Origin of the sequence: Janthinobacterium lividum (assembly GCF_034424625.1) — a bacterium.
Classification (GTDB): domain Bacteria; phylum Pseudomonadota; class Gammaproteobacteria; order Burkholderiales; family Burkholderiaceae_D; genus Janthinobacterium; species Janthinobacterium lividum.
On sequence record NZ_CP139976.1, the window covers coordinates 4,682,624 to 4,697,985 of the forward strand.

The window sequence follows — 15,362 nt, forward strand, 5'->3', positions numbered from 1 at the left end:
CGCCGCTTGCTCAGGCCAGCTCTTCCAGCCGCAACTGCCGGCCTTCATCGAACATCAGCTCGAACTCGGCCGCCGGCACGGCCGGGCTGAACAGATAGCCTTGCAACTGATCGCAACCGAGTTCGCGCAGGAAGCGCATCTGTTCGGCCGTTTCCACCCCTTCGGCGACGATTTCCTGGCGCAACTGCTGCGCCATGGTGACGATGGCGCGGGCGATGGCGCAATCGTTTTCCTCGAAGGGCAAGCCGATGACGAAGGAGCGGTCGATTTTCAAGGTACTGATGGGGAATTTCTTCAGGTAGGCGAGGCTGGAATAGCCGGTGCCGAAGTCGTCCAGCGCCAGCGCCAGGCCCATGGCCACCAGCTGGTTCATGATGTCGATCACCTTGTCGGCGCCGCGCATCAGCAGGCTTTCCGTGATTTCCAGCATGATCTGGTCGGGCCGCACGCCATAGCGTTCCAGCACGGCCGCTATGCGCGCGGGCAATTGTTCATCGAACTGGCGCGCCGACAGGTTGACGGCGATGGCCGGCATGTGCAGGCCCCGGTCTTCCCAGCTGCGGATCTGGCGGCACGCCTCGTCCAGCACCCAGGTGCCCAGCTCCAGGATCAAACTGGTTTCCTCGGCGACGGGGATGAAGACGCCGGGCGAGACCATGCCGCGCATCGGATGCTTCCAGCGCAGCAAGGCTTCCGCGCCGACGATGCGCCCGCTGGCCAGGCTCACTTTCGGCTGGTAGTGCAATTCCAGCTCCTTGTCGCCCAAGGCCAAACGCATTTCACTTTCCAGCCGCAAATGTTCCTTGGCCCTGCGGTTCATGTCTTCGCGGTAAAACAGGAAGGTCGATTCGATGGTCTGGCTTGCCTTGGACACGGCCACGTCGGCAAAGCGGAACAGGGCCGGCGCTTCCAGGCCGTCTTCCGGATACACGGTGATGCCGATGCTGGCGCCCACGTGCAGGGCGTGCGTATCGATATTGATCGGCGCTTCGAGCAAATTGAGCAGCTTTTGCGCCACATTCGCCGCGTGTTCGCGCTTTTCGATATGCAGCAGGGCCACGACGAACTTGCTGTTGTCGACCCGCGCCAGGATGTCCGCGTCGCGCAGGGCGCCACGGAACAGCTGGCCGATGGCGATCACCAGCTGGTCGCCCACTTCATGGCCCAGCGTGTCGCTGATGGAACCGATGCGGCTGATGTCGATGACCATCAGCGCGCCATGCGTGCCCTGCCGTTTCGCTTCGGCCAGGCCCTGGTCGACCAATTGGTTCAGCAGGCAGCGGTTGGGCAAGCCCGTCAGGCTGTCGTAGTTGGCCATGCGCTGCATGCGCGCTTCGGCATCCTTGTGCACCGAGATATCGGAAAACAGGGAAAACACGTGGCTGATCTCGCCAAATTCATCGCGCACGACGCTGATGGTGACGTCTTGCGGGAACAGTTCGCCATTCTTGCGCTTGCCGATGATTTCGCCGCGCCAGGAGCCGTGTCCCCGCATGGCGGCGCGCACCTTGGCGCGGAAATCGGGGTCGTGCACGCCAGAACGCAGCAAGTCCGGCGTGCGGCCGATGGCTTCTGCCGGCGAATAGCCGGTGATGCGGCTGAAGGAACTGTTGATCGAGACGATGCGCTCTTCCGCATCCGTGATCAGCACGGCTTGCTCGCTGTCTTCGATGATGCGCGCGTGCAACCTGACCTTGTCCACGTCGGACAGCGGCTCGCTCATGGCCGACAGGCGAACGGCCATGCCGCATGCCTTGCCGGCCTGGTCGTGAATCACGTGGCGGTGCATGCGCAACCACGTCACCATGCCCGACTTCTTGCGCCGGCGCACATCGGTGGCCACGTCGCCCTGGGTGAAATGCAGCTCCAGCACGCTCGCTTCCGCGTCGTCTTCCGGATACAAAAACAGGATGTGCTGGCCCAGCGCTTCCAGTTCGGAATAGCCGAACATCTGTTCGGCCCCATGGTTCCAGCCGATCAAAAAGCCATCGGGATCGATTTCCAGCAAGGCGTCGGCCGGCGCCACGCGCACCACGGGCCGGCTGGCGCCGCGCAGCCGCTCCAGTTCTTCCTCCAGCCGCGCCATGGTGGCGGCCTGCTGCGGCCCCGCCTGTTCACGGGCATCCTGGGCCAGTCGCAGGCACAGCGCAACCTTCGCCTCAAGCATGGCAACCCCACTCTAGAGCCAGGTCAGGGGAACATATCAGGGGCGCTGCGGTGTGTGTAATCATCAAAATCCCACTATGGGGCGTGGAGGTCGGGCGGGAAATACTGTGAATATGGTAACTTAAAAGTGTTGGCGTATGTCAACATTTTAAGGCCTACGCCGAATGGCCCGGCAGATGCTGCGCCAGGCGGGCAAACACATCCGGTTCGCGCATGCGCGCCATCCACCAGCGCAGCGCCGCGCCATCCTCGCCCACTCGCCAGGCCAGGTAAAACGTTTCCGACGGTTTCGGTTCTTCCACTGCCTTTTCCACCAGCAAGCCGCGCGCGATGGCGGCGCGGGCGCACGGCCCCGGCAGGAAGCCAAAACCCAGCCCCAGCACCTGGTAATCGAACTTGACCTGCATGTTCGGCACGCTCAAGGCATCTTGCCCCAGCAACAGCCCCACCGTGCGCGGCGCCATCTGGCGCGCCGAATCGGCCACCACCACGGCCCGGTGCTGCTGCAGGTGGCCGCGCGACAAGGGTTCCCGCACCTGCGCCAGCGGATGCGTGGGCGCCACGGTAAAGACGAAGTCGAGCATGCCGATCGGCTGCGCGATATAGCCGCCGCCGGCCGGCCCGTCGCCGGGCGCGCCCACCAGCAAGTCGGCGCGTCGGTCCAGCAGCGCTTCCCACGTGCCCGACAGGGTGTCCTGCGACAGGCGCAGCCGCGTCTGCTGCGCCACGTCGTAAAAGGCGCGCACGTCGTCGGCCAGGGCCACGGCGGAAAACATGGAGTCGATGCCGATGGACAATTCCGTTTCCCAGCCGGATGCCACCCTGCGCACGCGGTGCTCGAGGTCCTGCGCCGCCTTCAACAGATAACGGCCCTCCTTCAGCAATTCCTGGCCGGCCGCCGTCAGCATGACTTTCGGGCCATTGCGCTGGAACACTTGCACGCCCAGGTCGTCTTCCAGCTTGGCCACGGTATAGGAAATGGTGGACGGCACTTTATGCAGCTCCTTGCCGGCCGACGAGAACGATCCGCGGCGGTCGATGGCGTCAACGATTTGCAGGGCTTCCAGGCTCAGTCTTAACATTCGATTTTTTCGATCATAGGTCGCAAGATTTTCCGTTTTTCTTTCTCTGCAGAGGGGCCTATACTTTGTTCATCGTACAGCGAGGGGCAGAAAAGACGCCACGGCACAGCGCCAGGCAACGGTCCTTCGAAATTATCGCACATTAACTTATAGAAACGGAGTCCACCATGTTACAGATTCGTCATAGCGAAGAACGCGGCGCCGCCAACCACGGCTGGCTCAATTCCCACCACAGCTTTTCCTTCGGCAGCTACCACGATCCGCTGCACATGGGCTTTGGCCCCTTGCTGGTGATCAATGAAGACCGGGTCACGCCAGGCCAGGGTTTCGGCACGCACGGCCACCGCGACATGGAAATCATTTCGTATGTGCTCGACGGCGCGCTGGAACACAAGGACAGCATGGGCACGGGCTCCGTCCTGCACTACGGCGATGTGCAGCGCATGAGCGCCGGCAGCGGCGTGCGCCACAGCGAGTTCAACCACTCGGCAACGGATGGCTTGCACTTCCTGCAGATCTGGATCCAGCCGAACGTGACGGGCATTCCGCCCAGCTATGAAGAGAAACACTTCACGCCGGAAAGCAAACGGGGCAAGCTGCGCCTGATCGCCTCGAGCGACGGCCGCCAGGGTTCCGTGCTGATCCACCAGAATGCGGCCATCTACGCCAGCATCCTGCAGGAAGGCGAACAGGCCGAACATGCGCTCGACGAAGGCCGCCTCGCCTATGTGCACCTGATCCGCGGCAGCCTGGTGGTCAACGGCACGCCGTTGAAAGCGGGCGATGCGCTGAAACTGACGCAGGAAGCCAGCGTCATCATCACGCAGCCGGAAGACGCGGAATTCCTCGTCTTCGACTTACCCAAATAATTGATCAATATAGAAAAAGAGAAAAATCATGGAAAACAAAACCAACGTCTTGCTGCCCCTCGGCCGTGCCGCCCTTGGCGTGCTGTTCTTTGTCTCGGGCTTGCTGAAAATCGGCGGCTTTGCGGGCGTGGCCGGCTACATGGCCAGCCAGGGCTTGCCGATCGCCAATATTTTGCTGGTGGGCGTGATCGTGCTGGAAGTGGGCGGCGGCCTGCTGCTGATCACGGGCTGGCAGGCGCGCTGGGCGGCGCTGGCCCTGGCGCTGTTCCTGATCCCCACCACGCTGATCTTCCACGCCTTCTGGAGCGCCGACGCGGCCCACTTCCAGGACCAGCTGACGAACTTCCTGAAGAACCTGTCCATCTTCGGCGGCATGCTGTTGCTGGTGGAGCGCGGCTTTCGCCAGGCCAAATAAGGCCAAGGCTGCCTGACCGGACGGGCCCGTCATGGACGCGGCCCGGCGGGCCGGCAGCCTGTCACCGTTTTGTCATCAAGCTGACATGGCGCTGTCACATTCGACAACTATCATGCGGTTGCCTTTAAATCACGCAACCACAGGACATCGCAGCCCATGAACAAGCCCAACGATCTGGCCATCAGCGCCACCGATCTGAACGACATTGACAGCAACGCGTCCCACGACAACCACTTCAACAGCATCCTGAACGCCCGCCTGAGCCGCCGCAACTGGCTGCGCGGCAGCGCCGTCACGGCCGCTACCGCCGTCATGGGTTCGATGGGCCTGTCCGCTTGCGGCGGCGGCAGCGATGCGGTCGCCATCACGCCGACGCCAACGCCAACGCCCGAAAAACTGCTGGCCTTCACGGCCGTGCCGAAAAGCCTGGCCGACGTCGTGTCGGTGCCGGCCGGCTACACGGCCACCGCCCTGTATGCGCTGGGCGACTCACTGCGCGCGGCCACGCCTGCCTACAAGAACGACGGCAGCGATACCGATTTCGACAACCGCGCCGGCGACCACCACGACGGCATGGAATACTACGGCCTCTCCGCCGCTGGCGCGCCGCTGGCGTCCGGCGCGGAACGGGGCTTGCTGGCCATGAACCACGAAGCCACCACGGACGAAAAACTGTCCTCGCACTTCCTGCACGTCAATGGCGGCACCACCACGCTGCCGCGTCCCGCCGCCGAAGTCGACAAGGAAGTGGCCGTCCACGGCCTGAGCGTGGTGGAAGTCAGGAAGACGGGCAGCGCCTGGGCCACCGTCAACGATTCCGCTTTCAACCGCCGCGTCACGCCGCTGACGGACATCGAGATTGCCGGCCCCGTGCGCGGCAACGCCCTCGTGGTGACCAAGTATTCGCCGACCGGCACCAAGACGCGCGGCACCATCAACAACTGCGGCACGGGCAAGTCGCCATGGGGCAGCTACCTTTCCGGCGAAGAAAACTGGGCCGGCTATTTCACCCGCTCGGCCACCGACAATGCGGCGCGCGGCGACAAGTCCGTCGCTTCGCTGAACCGCTATGGCCGCAGCCAGGGCGGCGCCTCGCGCCACGGCTGGGAAACGGGCGGCAGCGACGACAAGTACGCGCGCTGGAACCTGAGCAAGATCGGCGCATCAAGCAACGGCAGCGACGACTACCGCAATGAATTGAACGGCATGGGCTACATCGTCGAAATGGACCCGTACGACAAGACCAAGGCTATCCGCAAGCGCACGGCCCTGGGCCGCTACGCGCATGAAAGCGCCGCCTTCAGCGTGCCGGCCGTGGGCCAGCAGCTGGCTGTCTACATGGGCGACGATTCGCGCAACGAATACATCTACAAGTTCGTCACGACCGCCGTCTGGGCCGCCGCGGACGCCAACCCGGCAGACCGCATGGCCACCGGCGACAAATACCTCGATTCGGGCAAGCTGTACGTGGCCAAGCTGGCCGCCGACGGCACGGGCCAGTGGATCGAGCTGGCCATGTCGAACGCGCTGATCCAGGCGTACAGCGCCTACAAGTTCGCCGACCTGGCCGACGTGCTGGTCAATGCCCGCCTGGCGGCCGACGCCGTGGGCGCGACGAAGATGGACCGTCCGGAATGGTGCTCGGTCAATCCTGCGAATGGCGAGATCTATTACACGCTGACCAACAACTCGAACCGCACCGTCAATCCGAGCGGCTCGTCGCAGCTGGCGCCGGACAGCGCCAACCCGCGCGCCTACACGGACATGAAGGGCAGCAGCGCGCAGAACGGCAATCCGAACGGCCATATCATCCGCTTCAAGGAAGGCACGGGCGCGGCCGCGGCCACCAGCTTTACCTGGGATGTCTACCTGTTTGGCGCCGAAAGCGGCGCCGACGCCAGCAAGATCAACCTGTCGAACCTGACGGCCGATCAGGATTTCTCGAGCCCGGACGGCCTGGCCTTCAGCCCGTACACGGGCATCTGCTGGATCCAGACCGACGATGGCGCCTACACGGATGTGACCAACTGCATGATGCTGGCGGCCATTCCCGGCAAGGTCGGCGATGGCGCCAAGTCCACCCTGAACTACGCGACGGCGGCCGGCGGCAACCTGGCGGTCGACACCTTCATCGGCAAGAAACCCACTGCCGACACGCTCAAGCGCTTCCTGGTGGGACCGGTCGGCTCGGAAATCACGGGCATCAGCGAAACGCCCGATGGCAAGACCATGTTCATCAACATCCAGCACCCGGGTGAAAACACCTCGCTGGCGAATATCGGCGATCCGTCCAAATACACGAGCCAGTGGCCGGCCAACGCCGGCTATGGCGCCGGCAAGCGTCCCCGCTCGGCCACCATCGTGATCACCAAGAACGACGGCGGACGCATCGGCAGTTGATGTCCCGTGCCTGGCGGCGGCATCCGCCAGGCAAAGCCATCAGTTCACCTTGTAAAAGGAGGAAGTGTCCCTAAGTAAGGCTTATCACCAGACATTGCAACGACCGAATGGCAGCCAGGGAAAACGTTTCCCTGCTTTTTGGTATGATGGCAAGGCGCGCCGGCACCGGAGTGGTGTCGCGCGCCTTTTATTTTTGATAATTACTTATATGAGCACAACCATGCAAAGCGGCGCAGACATCCTGGCGACAGGCGAATTGGATTACACGACTTCCTGCGCACTGCCGACGCCGTGGGCCCAGTTCACCCTGCACGCCTTTGTCGAGCACGCCACGGGCAAGGAACACCTGGCCATGGTGCTGGGCGATATCGGCAACGGCGAACCGGTGCTGGCGCGCGTGCATTCCGAGTGCCTGACGGGCGACGTGCTGTTTTCCCAGCGCTGCGACTGCGGGGCCCAGCTCGAAGGCGCCCTGAAACGCATCGCCGAGGAAGGCCGCGGCATCTTGCTGTACCTGCGCCAGGAAGGGCGCGGCATCGGCCTGATCAACAAGATCCGCGCCTACCGCCTGCAAGAGGCGGGGGCCGACACGGTGCAGGCGAATGAACAGCTGGGCTTCAAGGCCGACGCGCGCAACTACACCTTGTGCAAACCCATGTTTGCGCAGTTCGGCATCCACAGCCTGCGCCTGATGACGAACAACCCGCGCAAGATCGCCGCCATGGAAGCGCTGGGCATCACGGTGGCCGAACGGGTGCCGCTGCTGGTCAACCGCAACGCCTTCAACCAGCACTACCTGAATACCAAGCAAAGCAAGCTCGGTCACATGATGACGCCGGAAACGGCACCGGCGCTGGAAGACGGCGCCCTGTAGTGCCCCGGGCCGGTGCGTGCTCGATACCGCGCCGCGCCGGCCGCGCTCCTGCTCACGCACAAAGGATGCATGAAATTATCTAACCTCGCCTTCTTGCTGGCCAGCCTGTGCGCTGCCGCAGGCGCACACGCGGCCCCGGCGCCTGCGCCAGCCGCGGCCCCCACCGCTTCGACTCCCCCCATCAAGCCGCCGCCGGCCACCGCCGCACCAGCCGCCACCGAACATGCGGCCCTGCCGCCGCCCTCCTCGGCCGCACAAAAGCTGTACACGGCCGCGCGCGCCGACATCCTGCAAGTGCGCGTGCTGCTGAAGAACGGCCGCACGCAGTCGTCCGTCGGCTCGGGCTTTTTGATCGGCACGGGCGACCTGGTGGTGAGCAACTATCACGTGGTCTCCCAGTTCGCCCTCGATCCGGACACCTATGTGGGCGAATGGGTCGACACGAGCGGCCAGCGGGGCAACGTGGAATTGCTGGCCGTCGACGTACTGCACGACCTGGCGGTATTGCGCGTGAACCGCCATGGCACGGGCTTTTTCAAGATGCCGGAAGGGCTGGCGCCGCTGACGCAAGGCCAGTACCTGTATTCGATGGGCAATCCGCTGGACCTGGGCTTCGCCATTTCGGAAGGCTCGTACAACGGCGTCGTCACGCGCAGCTTCTACGACCAGCTGATGTTTACGGGACCGATCAATTCCGGCATGAGCGGCGGCCCCAGCGTGACGGCAAATGGCGATGTGGCCGGCGTGAACGTATCGAAACGCCTCGATGGCGAACTCGTCAGTTTTCTCGTGCCCGCCCGCTATGCCCAGCAATTGCTGGCCAAGGTGGCGCAGCAAGGCAAGCCGCCGAAGGACTTCAAGCCGCTGGTGACGGCGCAGCTGCTGGCGCACCAGGAAGTCATGCTGGCGCGCCTGCTCGACACGCCATTGAGCCTGAAAACCATGGGCCCGTACCGCGTGCCCGTGCGCGAATCCAACCAGATGCGCTGCTGGGGCCGCTCCAACGTCAAGTCCGACAAGCCCTATATGCTCGACAATACCAGCTGCGCCATGGAATCGGCCATCTTCATCTCCGGCGCCCTGCAGACGGGGCAGGTGTCGATGCGCCACGAATTTTTGCGCAGCAGCGAACTGGGCCCGCTGCGCTTTTCCGAGCTGGCCAGTGCCTCGTTCAAGAATGAAAGTTTCGGCAGCTACAAGAGCGCGCACCTGACGGGCCCCCATTGCACCGAACAGTTCGTCAAGAACAAGACCTTGCCCTTGCGCGCCGTCCTGTGCGTGCGCGCCTACCGCAAGTTTACGGGACTGTACGACTTTGCCCTGCTGGCCGCCAGCACCGATGAGCCATTGATGAGCCTGCAAAGCCGCATCGACGCGCGCGGCGTGTCCTACGCCAACGGCATGCGCGTCACGCGCACCTTCCTCGAAGCGCTGTCGCGGGAAAGCGGACGCAAGCCATGAAAGCACCATACTTCATCGAAATCCTCGCCGAGAATGGCGAGGTGCGGCAGCGCCAGCGCATGGCATCCCTGCCGATCCGCATCGGCCGCGGCTACGACAACGACTTCATCCTCGATGATGCGCATACGGCAGCCGCGCACGCCATTGTCGAGGACGACGGCGCAGGCGGCCTGCTGTTGCGCGACCTGGGCAGCCAGAATGGCGTGATCCACCGGGGGCAGCGGCAACTGCAAGTGGCCATGACCGGCAACAGCATCGTGCGCCTGGGCCACACGCGCCTGCGCGTGCGCGCCAGCGACCATCCCGTGGCGCCCGAACTGGGCGACACCACCCGGCATGACTGGGAAGGCTTGCGCCCCGCCGTCGCCGGCCTGGCCATGATCGGCGCCTCGGCCGCCTTCAGCAACTGGCTCAGCGATGCGGACGCCTTCGACCCGATTTCCTACCTGATGATCATCGCCTACGCGCTGGCCGGCGGCCTCGTGTGGGCGTCGATCTGGGCCGTGGCAAACCGCCTGTTCGGCCATGTGGCGCGCTTCGGCCGCCACCTGTTCATCATCGGCTGCGGCTTGCTGGCCATGGAGGCGTGGGAACTGGGCAGCAACATGGCGGCGTATGCGCTGTCGCTGGAAGTGCTGACGCGCTACGGACGGCACATGTTCATCGTCATCGTCTGCGCCATGATCTACTACCATTTGTGCACGATCAAGCCGCAGCACCCGCGCCGCTTCGGCCTCGTTGCCGTCGTGCTGGCCATCCTTGGCTCGACCCTGATCCTGCTGAGCAATTTGCAGAGCAGCGGCCGCCTGGCCGACGAGCCGTACATGTCCGTGATCTACCCGCCGGCCTTACGCCTGAGCCCGGATCACACGACGGACGCCTTCTTCCGCGATGCGGCCAGCCTGCAGCGCGCCGTCGATGCCGAGCGCGGCAAGGCGGCCAAGGGTGCCGACGAAGACGAAGACAGCGGCGATTAAGCCGCCGCCATGCAAAAAGCCCGCCGTGTCCTGACAGACCGGCGGGCTTTTTATCGCGCGCCATCAGGCGCGGCGAGGTCGGCGATACAAACTTAGAACTTGGATTCCTGCTTGCGGCGTGCCGTAAAGCCCAGCAAGCCCAGGCCGATCAGCAGCATGGCGTAGGTGGTTGGCTCTGGGACGGCCGAGATCAAGCCATCATTGGCGCCGAAGCTGGCGAAATTGTTGTTGCCCGCCTTGAACTGCGCTTGCTGGCCGCCATCGCAGCAGCCTTCCAGGCCGTAGATGCTCAGGGTATGGTTGCCGGCCGCCAGGGTGCTCGAACCGCTGAGGAACTGGCTGCCATTGTTGTAGTTGCCTGCCCACCACATGTCATTGCTCTTGAAATCCAGCGCCACGCCGTCAAGGAACAGGGCGCCGCCCTTGCCGAAATCGACGCCGCTGCGGAAGCTCCAGGTGCCCGCATCGGCCGCGCCGACGCCAAAGTTGATGACGGATTTGAAGGCGATGTTCGAGCCGCTGCCAAACAGGCCGCTGTTGTTGACGTTGTCATAGCTGGCAATCGTCGTCGAGCCATAACCGGCGCCAGGCGTGGCCACGGCGGCATTCACAACGGACTGGTAGTCGGCGGCGGAGCTTTGCGCGCCGGCGCCCGAATAGCCGGTGGACAGGGTGATGGTGCTGGCGTTCGCGTGGGCAAACACACCGACAGCGATCAGGGACAAAGCGATTTTAGGCAAGTTTTTCATGATGGTATCCAGTAAGTAAGTATTCAGTGGGCGCAGCAAGGGGCGCTGGAGCTGAATACACGCTGCATTGAGGCGTGTCGGCGTAGCGCTAGGGATTGCAGGAATGAGCGGTCGGGGGCATGGCTTCCGCGAAACAGCGCGGACTTGCGGCGTGCCATGGCGGCACTGCAAGCGTCCTGGAAAGGGTTCGGGTTCCCGGGACAAGACCAGACAATTGACGGGTCAGGTAAGACGATGAAGCTATTCTAGCTCAAATTCCTTGGAAGAAAAGTATTTTTCTTTTAACCATGAAAGATATTTTTATGGCAAGCACCTGTCCAGTGGCAGAAAAAACCCATCCCTCACTCTGGAGCGGCGACCATGCGCGGCACGTGACGTGTCGCGGCTGCACCACAGACCAGTCCGTCAGTGTCGCATCTTGCGCATTTCTTTTCGCATGCCTCTGCACCACGGGGCGAAACAGCATGGCAAAATGCAGTCACGCTGCTATCTGTCCGATGAGGGGGAAAGAGGAATGGTCGACCTGGAAGAACTACGCTATCTGGCACTGTCGTTTCCCGACACCACCGAGGAAGAACACCACGACCGTCCGGCGTTCCGCGTGGGCGGGAAGATCTTTGCCACCCTGCCCGATGACGAGCACATCAACGTGCTGCTCGATGCGGAAGCGGCGCATATCGCCACCGTCATCACGCCATCGGGTTGCGAAAAGCTGTGGTGGGGCGAACGCCTGGCCGGCATCACGGTGCGCCTGGCGGACGCCGAGCTGGACATGCTGGCCGCCGCCCTGACGGCCGCCTGGCGGCGCAAGGCGCCCAGCGACCTGGCCAAGACCATCGCCCCGACAGGGTAGTTACAGCGGCCAGTTGCGCAGCAGCAATCCCACCATCTGCTGCAACTGCTCGCGCGAGACGCCGGCCGCCGCCTGGATGGCCATGCCCTGCGACAGGGTCACGACAAAACGCGCCTGCTGCTCCGGGCAGGAATCGGGCGGCAAATCCCCCTCTTCCCTGGCGCGCCGCAAGCGGTCGCGCAATTTGATTTCACCGCGCAGCCGGCGCGCAAACAATTCATCGCGGATCGGCAAGGCATCGTCGCTGCAGGCGAGCGCCGCATTGACGCCCATGCAGCCGTGCGGGCCATCGGGCATGGTTTGCGCGTCGACATATTGCGTCAGCAAGGCTTCCACCACTTGGCGCGCCGTCGGCTGCTCCAGCGCCGCGTCGAAGAACCGCATGCGCGTGTCGCTGTAGCGCTCGAGCGCCTTGTGGAACAATTGCTCCTTGTTGCCGAAGACGGCATACAGGCTGGGCCGGTTCATGCCCATGGCTTTCGTCAATTCCGGCAGGGAGCTGCCCTCATAACCCTTTTCCCAGAATACTTTCATGGCGCAATCGAGCGCCTGATCCGCGTCAAACGTGCGTGGCCGCCCCGTTTTCGCCTTGACCGCTTCCTCATTTTTATCTTGTTTCATACCGTTCGGTAAAAAATTATTGACAACACTGTCTGCCTTCCCTGATTATATACCGACCGGTTAAAAACCTCCCGGCTTTTCAGGAACCCCTATGCACACACCTTCCAACGCTACTGGCGACGATACCACCGTGGCGCCATGGCTGGCCGTCTTATCGGTCGGCATCGGCGCCTTCGCCCTCGTCACCTCCGAATTCCTGCCCGTCGGCCTGCTGCCCGCCATGGCGGCCGAACTGGCCATCAGCAAGGGCCAGGCGGGGCTGATGATCACCACGCCCGGCATCGTTGCCGCGTTTGCCGCCATCTTTGTCACCGTCGGCTCGGGCCGCCTGGACCGCCGCATTGTGCTGCTGGCCCTCACGGCCCTGCTAGTGGCGTCGAATCTGCTGGTGGCGCTGGCGCCGTCGTATGCCTGGATACTGCTGGGCCGCGCCATGCTGGGCGTGGGCGTGGGCGGCTTCTGGGCCATCGGCAGCGCCATCGGCCCGCGCCTGGTGGCGCCGCAGCATGCGTCGCGCGCCATGTCCATCATCTTCGCCGGCGTCTCGCTGGGCACGGTGGCGGGCGTGCCGGCCGGCGCGCTTGTGGGCGAGCTGGTGGGCTGGCGGGTCGCTTTCGGCGCGGCCAGCGCCATTGCCGTGCTGGTCTTCCTCGGCCAGCTGTTGCTGCTGCCCAAGCTGCCGCCGACGCAGGCCATCCGCCTGCGCCAGTTGCCGATGATTTTCGGCATCCGCAAGGCCAGGCTGGGCCTGATCGCCACAGCCATGATCTTCACGGGCCAGTTCGCCGCCTACACGTATATCGCGCCGTTCCTCACGCAAATCTCGCACCTGGCGGCCGGCACGGTCAGCGCCATGCTGCTCGTGTATGGCGCTTCCGGCTTCATCGGCAACCTCGCGGGCGGCTGGGCCGCCGGCCGCTACGAACGGGCCGCGCTGATGGTGACGGGTGCCGTGCTGGGCTTGTCCACCCTGGCCCTGGCCGCGTTCGGCAGCCATTCGCTTACCGCCATGCTGCTGGTGGCCGTGTGGGGTTTCGGTTTCGGCGCCATGCCGATCGCCGTGCAGACGTGGATGTTCAAGGCGGCGCCACACCTGATGGAAGGCAGCAGCGCGCTGTTTGTCGCCATCGTGCAAGTGTCGCTGGCGTCGGGCGCCTTGCTGGGAGGCATGGCCGTCGACCGGCTGGGCGTATCGAGCGCGATGGTGGTCGGCGGCCTATTCGCCCTCGGCTGCGCCTTGACGATCGCTATCTTTGGCAAGCCGCAGGCCAGCCCCAAGGCTGGCGCGGCCTGCGTCACATCGTAGGAATCAAATGCGGCCGCGGCGGAATTCGCCAAGGAATTTCGTCACTTCGGCCGGCGTCATCACGACGTCCGCATCGCCGTGATACGCATACAGGAAGGGCGTGCCGCCCAGACGGTCCGTCAGCTTGGCAAAGAGCAGAAAGCGGCTGCCCACCGGGTAGCGCTGCACGTCGACCAGGCGGCGCGAGCACTGCACGGCCAGTTCGGGAGAGAAGGCCTGGCCCGGCACGGGGCGGATTTCCACGCGGCCATTAATCGCGCGCGATTCGACGGCGACGTGCCGGTATGCATAAGTATCACGGGCCATGCCGCCACCTTGAATGAAGTAAAGGCGCCATCTTAAGCGAAGATGGCGCCTGCCGTGCTACTGCGCCACGATGCGCAGCAAGCGGCCATTGTCTTCATCCGTCAGCGCATACAGATAGCCGTCCGGCCCCTGGCGCACGTCGCGCACGCGCGCGCCGATGGCCAGGCGGTCCTGCCCCGTCACCTTGCCGCTGGCATCGACGGCGATGCGGCGGATATCCTTGGCCGCCAGGCCGCCGCTGAAGATGCTGCCGCGCCAGGCGGCAATCTTGTCGCCCGTGTAGACGGCCAGGCCCGACGGTGCCGGCGACGGCACCCAGGCCACGCTCGGATTGAGCATGCCGGCCACTTCATGCTTGCCGACCGGTTCATGCGTCGTGTAGTCGGCGCCATAGCTTTGCAGGGGCCAGCCGTAGTTGCCTCCCGCCACCACCAGATTCAGCTCATCGCCGCCATACGGTCCGTGTTCCGTGGCCCACACGCGGCCGGAAACAGGATCGAACGCCAGGCCCTGCACGTTGCGATGGCCATACGACCAGATTTCCGGCAAGGCGCCCTTGGCCGCCAGCGGGTTGCCAGGTGCCGGCTTGCCGTCTTCCGTCAGGCGCAGGATGGAACCCTGGTGCGTGGCCAGATTCTGTGCCTGCTCGCGCGCCAGGCGGTCACCGATGCGCAGTGGCGGGTTGCCGCCATCGGCCACGCTCATCAGCAAAGTGCCGTCCGGCAGCCACAGCAGGCGCGAACCGAAATGCTGGCCGCCGCTCTTGTCCGTGGCCACCTTGAACAGGGTCTGGATGCCCGTCACCTTCCTGCCGTCGAACACGCCGCGCACCAGGGTCGTGCGGTTGGCGTCATTGTTTCCGGTCGACACCGTCATGTAGACGCGCTGCTGCGCCTTGCCCGCATCCTGCGGGTGCAGGACGATATCGAGCAAGCCGCCCTGCCCGCCCGTAAACACCTTCGGCATGCCTTCCAGCGCCACGTCGGTAAAAGTCTTTCCATTGAGCAAATGCAAGGTGCCCTGCTTGCTGGTGACGAGCGCGCGCCCCTCGCCCAGCCAGGCGATGCCCCAGGGTTGGCGCACGCCCTCGGCCACGGTAACGGTCTTCCATGGCTGTTTCGCGGCGGGCGGTTCGCCCGTCGCTTGCAGTTCGGCGTGGGCAGGCATGGCGCAGGCGGCGAAGGCTCCCAGCAGCAATGCGGTGGCAAAGCGTGTGCGCTTGATGATTGGCATCGGGAATTCTCCTGTGTCGTCAATAAAAAAGGCGGCCGCGATGGTCTTTG

At 64.1% G+C, this 15,362-nt stretch carries 14 protein-coding genes; 8 read left to right on the plus strand and 6 right to left on the minus strand.

Translation table 11 applies throughout. The annotated features are described in order from the left end of the window. Positions 1-10: 10 nt before the first annotated feature. Both U0004_RS21180 and U0004_RS21185 read right to left on the minus strand, forming a co-directional pair. Positions 11-2,167 (minus strand): putative bifunctional diguanylate cyclase/phosphodiesterase, encoded by a 2,157-nt coding sequence (locus U0004_RS21180; RefSeq protein WP_070255576.1) that lies wholly within the window; start codon positions 2,165-2,167, stop codon positions 11-13. 154 nt (positions 2,168-2,321) lie between these two features. After that, the gene (locus U0004_RS21185) at positions 2,322-3,248 is read right to left on the minus strand and encodes a LysR family transcriptional regulator (RefSeq protein WP_034749931.1); all 927 of its coding nucleotides are present in this window, start codon (positions 3,246-3,248) and stop codon (positions 2,322-2,324) included. A 167-nt stretch (positions 3,249-3,415) separates the two neighbouring features. On the opposite strand from U0004_RS21185, the gene U0004_RS21190 reads away from it, so the two are divergent. From U0004_RS21190 to U0004_RS21215, 6 genes are all read left to right on the plus strand, one after another. Then, the gene (locus tag U0004_RS21190; RefSeq protein WP_034779472.1) at positions 3,416-4,117 is read left to right on the plus strand and encodes a pirin family protein; all 702 of its coding nucleotides are present in this window, start codon (positions 3,416-3,418) and stop codon (positions 4,115-4,117) included. Positions 4,118-4,145: 28 nt separating this feature from the next. Beyond that, positions 4,146-4,532, plus strand: a complete 387-nt coding sequence (locus tag U0004_RS21195) for a DoxX family protein (RefSeq protein WP_034779474.1) — start codon at positions 4,146-4,148, stop codon at positions 4,530-4,532. A 156-nt stretch (positions 4,533-4,688) separates the two neighbouring features. Further along, complete coding sequence (locus tag U0004_RS21200; RefSeq protein WP_070255579.1) at positions 4,689-6,932, plus strand: PhoX family protein; 2,244 nt, start codon at positions 4,689-4,691, stop codon at positions 6,930-6,932. A gap of 220 nt (positions 6,933-7,152) precedes the next feature. Beyond that, positions 7,153-7,806 (plus strand): GTP cyclohydrolase II, encoded by a 654-nt coding sequence (gene ribA, locus U0004_RS21205; protein ID WP_034749940.1) that lies wholly within the window; start codon positions 7,153-7,155, stop codon positions 7,804-7,806. Positions 7,807-7,875: 69 nt separating this feature from the next. Beyond that, a complete protein-coding gene (locus U0004_RS21210) occupies positions 7,876-9,267 on the plus strand; it encodes a S1 family peptidase (RefSeq protein ID WP_070255582.1) in 1,392 nt (463 codons plus the stop codon). Then, a complete protein-coding gene (locus tag U0004_RS21215) occupies positions 9,264-10,244 on the plus strand; it encodes an FHA domain-containing protein (protein ID WP_070255585.1) in 981 nt (326 codons plus the stop codon). The genes U0004_RS21210 and U0004_RS21215 overlap by 4 nt, the downstream gene beginning before the upstream one ends. A gap of 92 nt (positions 10,245-10,336) precedes the next feature. On the opposite strand, the gene U0004_RS21220 is transcribed toward U0004_RS21215, so the two are convergent. After that, positions 10,337-10,993: a CCXG family PEP-CTERM protein gene (locus tag U0004_RS21220; protein WP_070255801.1), complete on the minus strand. Its 657-nt coding sequence runs from the start codon at positions 10,991-10,993 to the stop codon at positions 10,337-10,339. A gap of 472 nt (positions 10,994-11,465) precedes the next feature. On the opposite strand from U0004_RS21220, the gene U0004_RS21225 reads away from it, so the two are divergent. Next, a complete protein-coding gene (locus U0004_RS21225) occupies positions 11,466-11,846 on the plus strand; it encodes an MmcQ/YjbR family DNA-binding protein (RefSeq protein ID WP_225317377.1) in 381 nt (126 codons plus the stop codon). Here U0004_RS21225 and U0004_RS21230 read toward each other — a convergent pair whose 3' ends face one another. Continuing rightward, complete coding sequence (locus U0004_RS21230; RefSeq protein WP_034779484.1) at positions 11,847-12,467, minus strand: TetR/AcrR family transcriptional regulator; 621 nt, start codon at positions 12,465-12,467, stop codon at positions 11,847-11,849. Positions 12,468-12,558: 91 nt separating this feature from the next. Here U0004_RS21230 and U0004_RS21235 point away from each other — a divergent pair, with 91 nt between their 5' ends. After that, positions 12,559-13,773 carry an MFS transporter gene (locus U0004_RS21235; RefSeq protein ID WP_052139967.1) on the plus strand — a complete coding sequence of 405 codons (1,215 nt, stop codon included), beginning with the start codon at positions 12,559-12,561 and terminating at the stop codon, positions 13,771-13,773. A gap of 3 nt (positions 13,774-13,776) precedes the next feature. Here the strand turns inward: U0004_RS21235 and U0004_RS21240 are convergent, their stop codons facing one another. Next, complete coding sequence (locus U0004_RS21240) at positions 13,777-14,079, minus strand: hypothetical protein (protein ID WP_070255588.1); 303 nt, start codon at positions 14,077-14,079, stop codon at positions 13,777-13,779. Positions 14,080-14,136: 57 nt separating this feature from the next. Beyond that, complete coding sequence (locus U0004_RS21245; RefSeq protein ID WP_070255804.1) at positions 14,137-15,312, minus strand: PQQ-dependent sugar dehydrogenase; 1,176 nt, start codon at positions 15,310-15,312, stop codon at positions 14,137-14,139. Between the last annotated feature and the right edge of the window lie 50 nt (positions 15,313-15,362).

Bases quoted from the DNA above. Each gene is read 5' to 3' on its own strand.
- U0004_RS21180 (WP_070255576.1), bottom strand. From the start codon at position 2,167: ATGCTTGAGGCGAAGGTTGCGCTGTGCCTGCGACTGGCCCAGGATGCC.
- U0004_RS21185 (WP_034749931.1), bottom strand. From the start codon at position 3,248: ATGTTAAGACTGAGCCTGGAAGCCCTGCAAATCGTTGACGCCATCGAC.
- U0004_RS21190 (WP_034779472.1), top strand. From the start codon at position 3,416: ATGTTACAGATTCGTCATAGCGAAGAACGCGGCGCCGCCAACCACGGC.
- U0004_RS21195 (WP_034779474.1), top strand. From the start codon at position 4,146: ATGGAAAACAAAACCAACGTCTTGCTGCCCCTCGGCCGTGCCGCCCTT.
- U0004_RS21200 (WP_070255579.1), top strand. From the start codon at position 4,689: ATGAACAAGCCCAACGATCTGGCCATCAGCGCCACCGATCTGAACGAC.
- ribA (WP_034749940.1), top strand. From the start codon at position 7,153: ATGCAAAGCGGCGCAGACATCCTGGCGACAGGCGAATTGGATTACACG.
- U0004_RS21210 (WP_070255582.1), top strand. From the start codon at position 7,876: ATGAAATTATCTAACCTCGCCTTCTTGCTGGCCAGCCTGTGCGCTGCC.
- U0004_RS21215 (WP_070255585.1), top strand. From the start codon at position 9,264: ATGAAAGCACCATACTTCATCGAAATCCTCGCCGAGAATGGCGAGGTG.
- U0004_RS21220 (WP_070255801.1), bottom strand. From the start codon at position 10,993: ATGAAAAACTTGCCTAAAATCGCTTTGTCCCTGATCGCTGTCGGTGTG.
- U0004_RS21225 (WP_225317377.1), top strand. From the start codon at position 11,466: ATGCAGTCACGCTGCTATCTGTCCGATGAGGGGGAAAGAGGAATGGTC.
- U0004_RS21230 (WP_034779484.1), bottom strand. From the start codon at position 12,467: ATGAAACAAGATAAAAATGAGGAAGCGGTCAAGGCGAAAACGGGGCGG.
- U0004_RS21235 (WP_052139967.1), top strand. From the start codon at position 12,559: ATGCACACACCTTCCAACGCTACTGGCGACGATACCACCGTGGCGCCA.
- U0004_RS21240 (WP_070255588.1), bottom strand. From the start codon at position 14,079: ATGGCCCGTGATACTTATGCATACCGGCACGTCGCCGTCGAATCGCGC.
- U0004_RS21245 (WP_070255804.1), bottom strand. From the start codon at position 15,312: ATGCCAATCATCAAGCGCACACGCTTTGCCACCGCATTGCTGCTGGGA.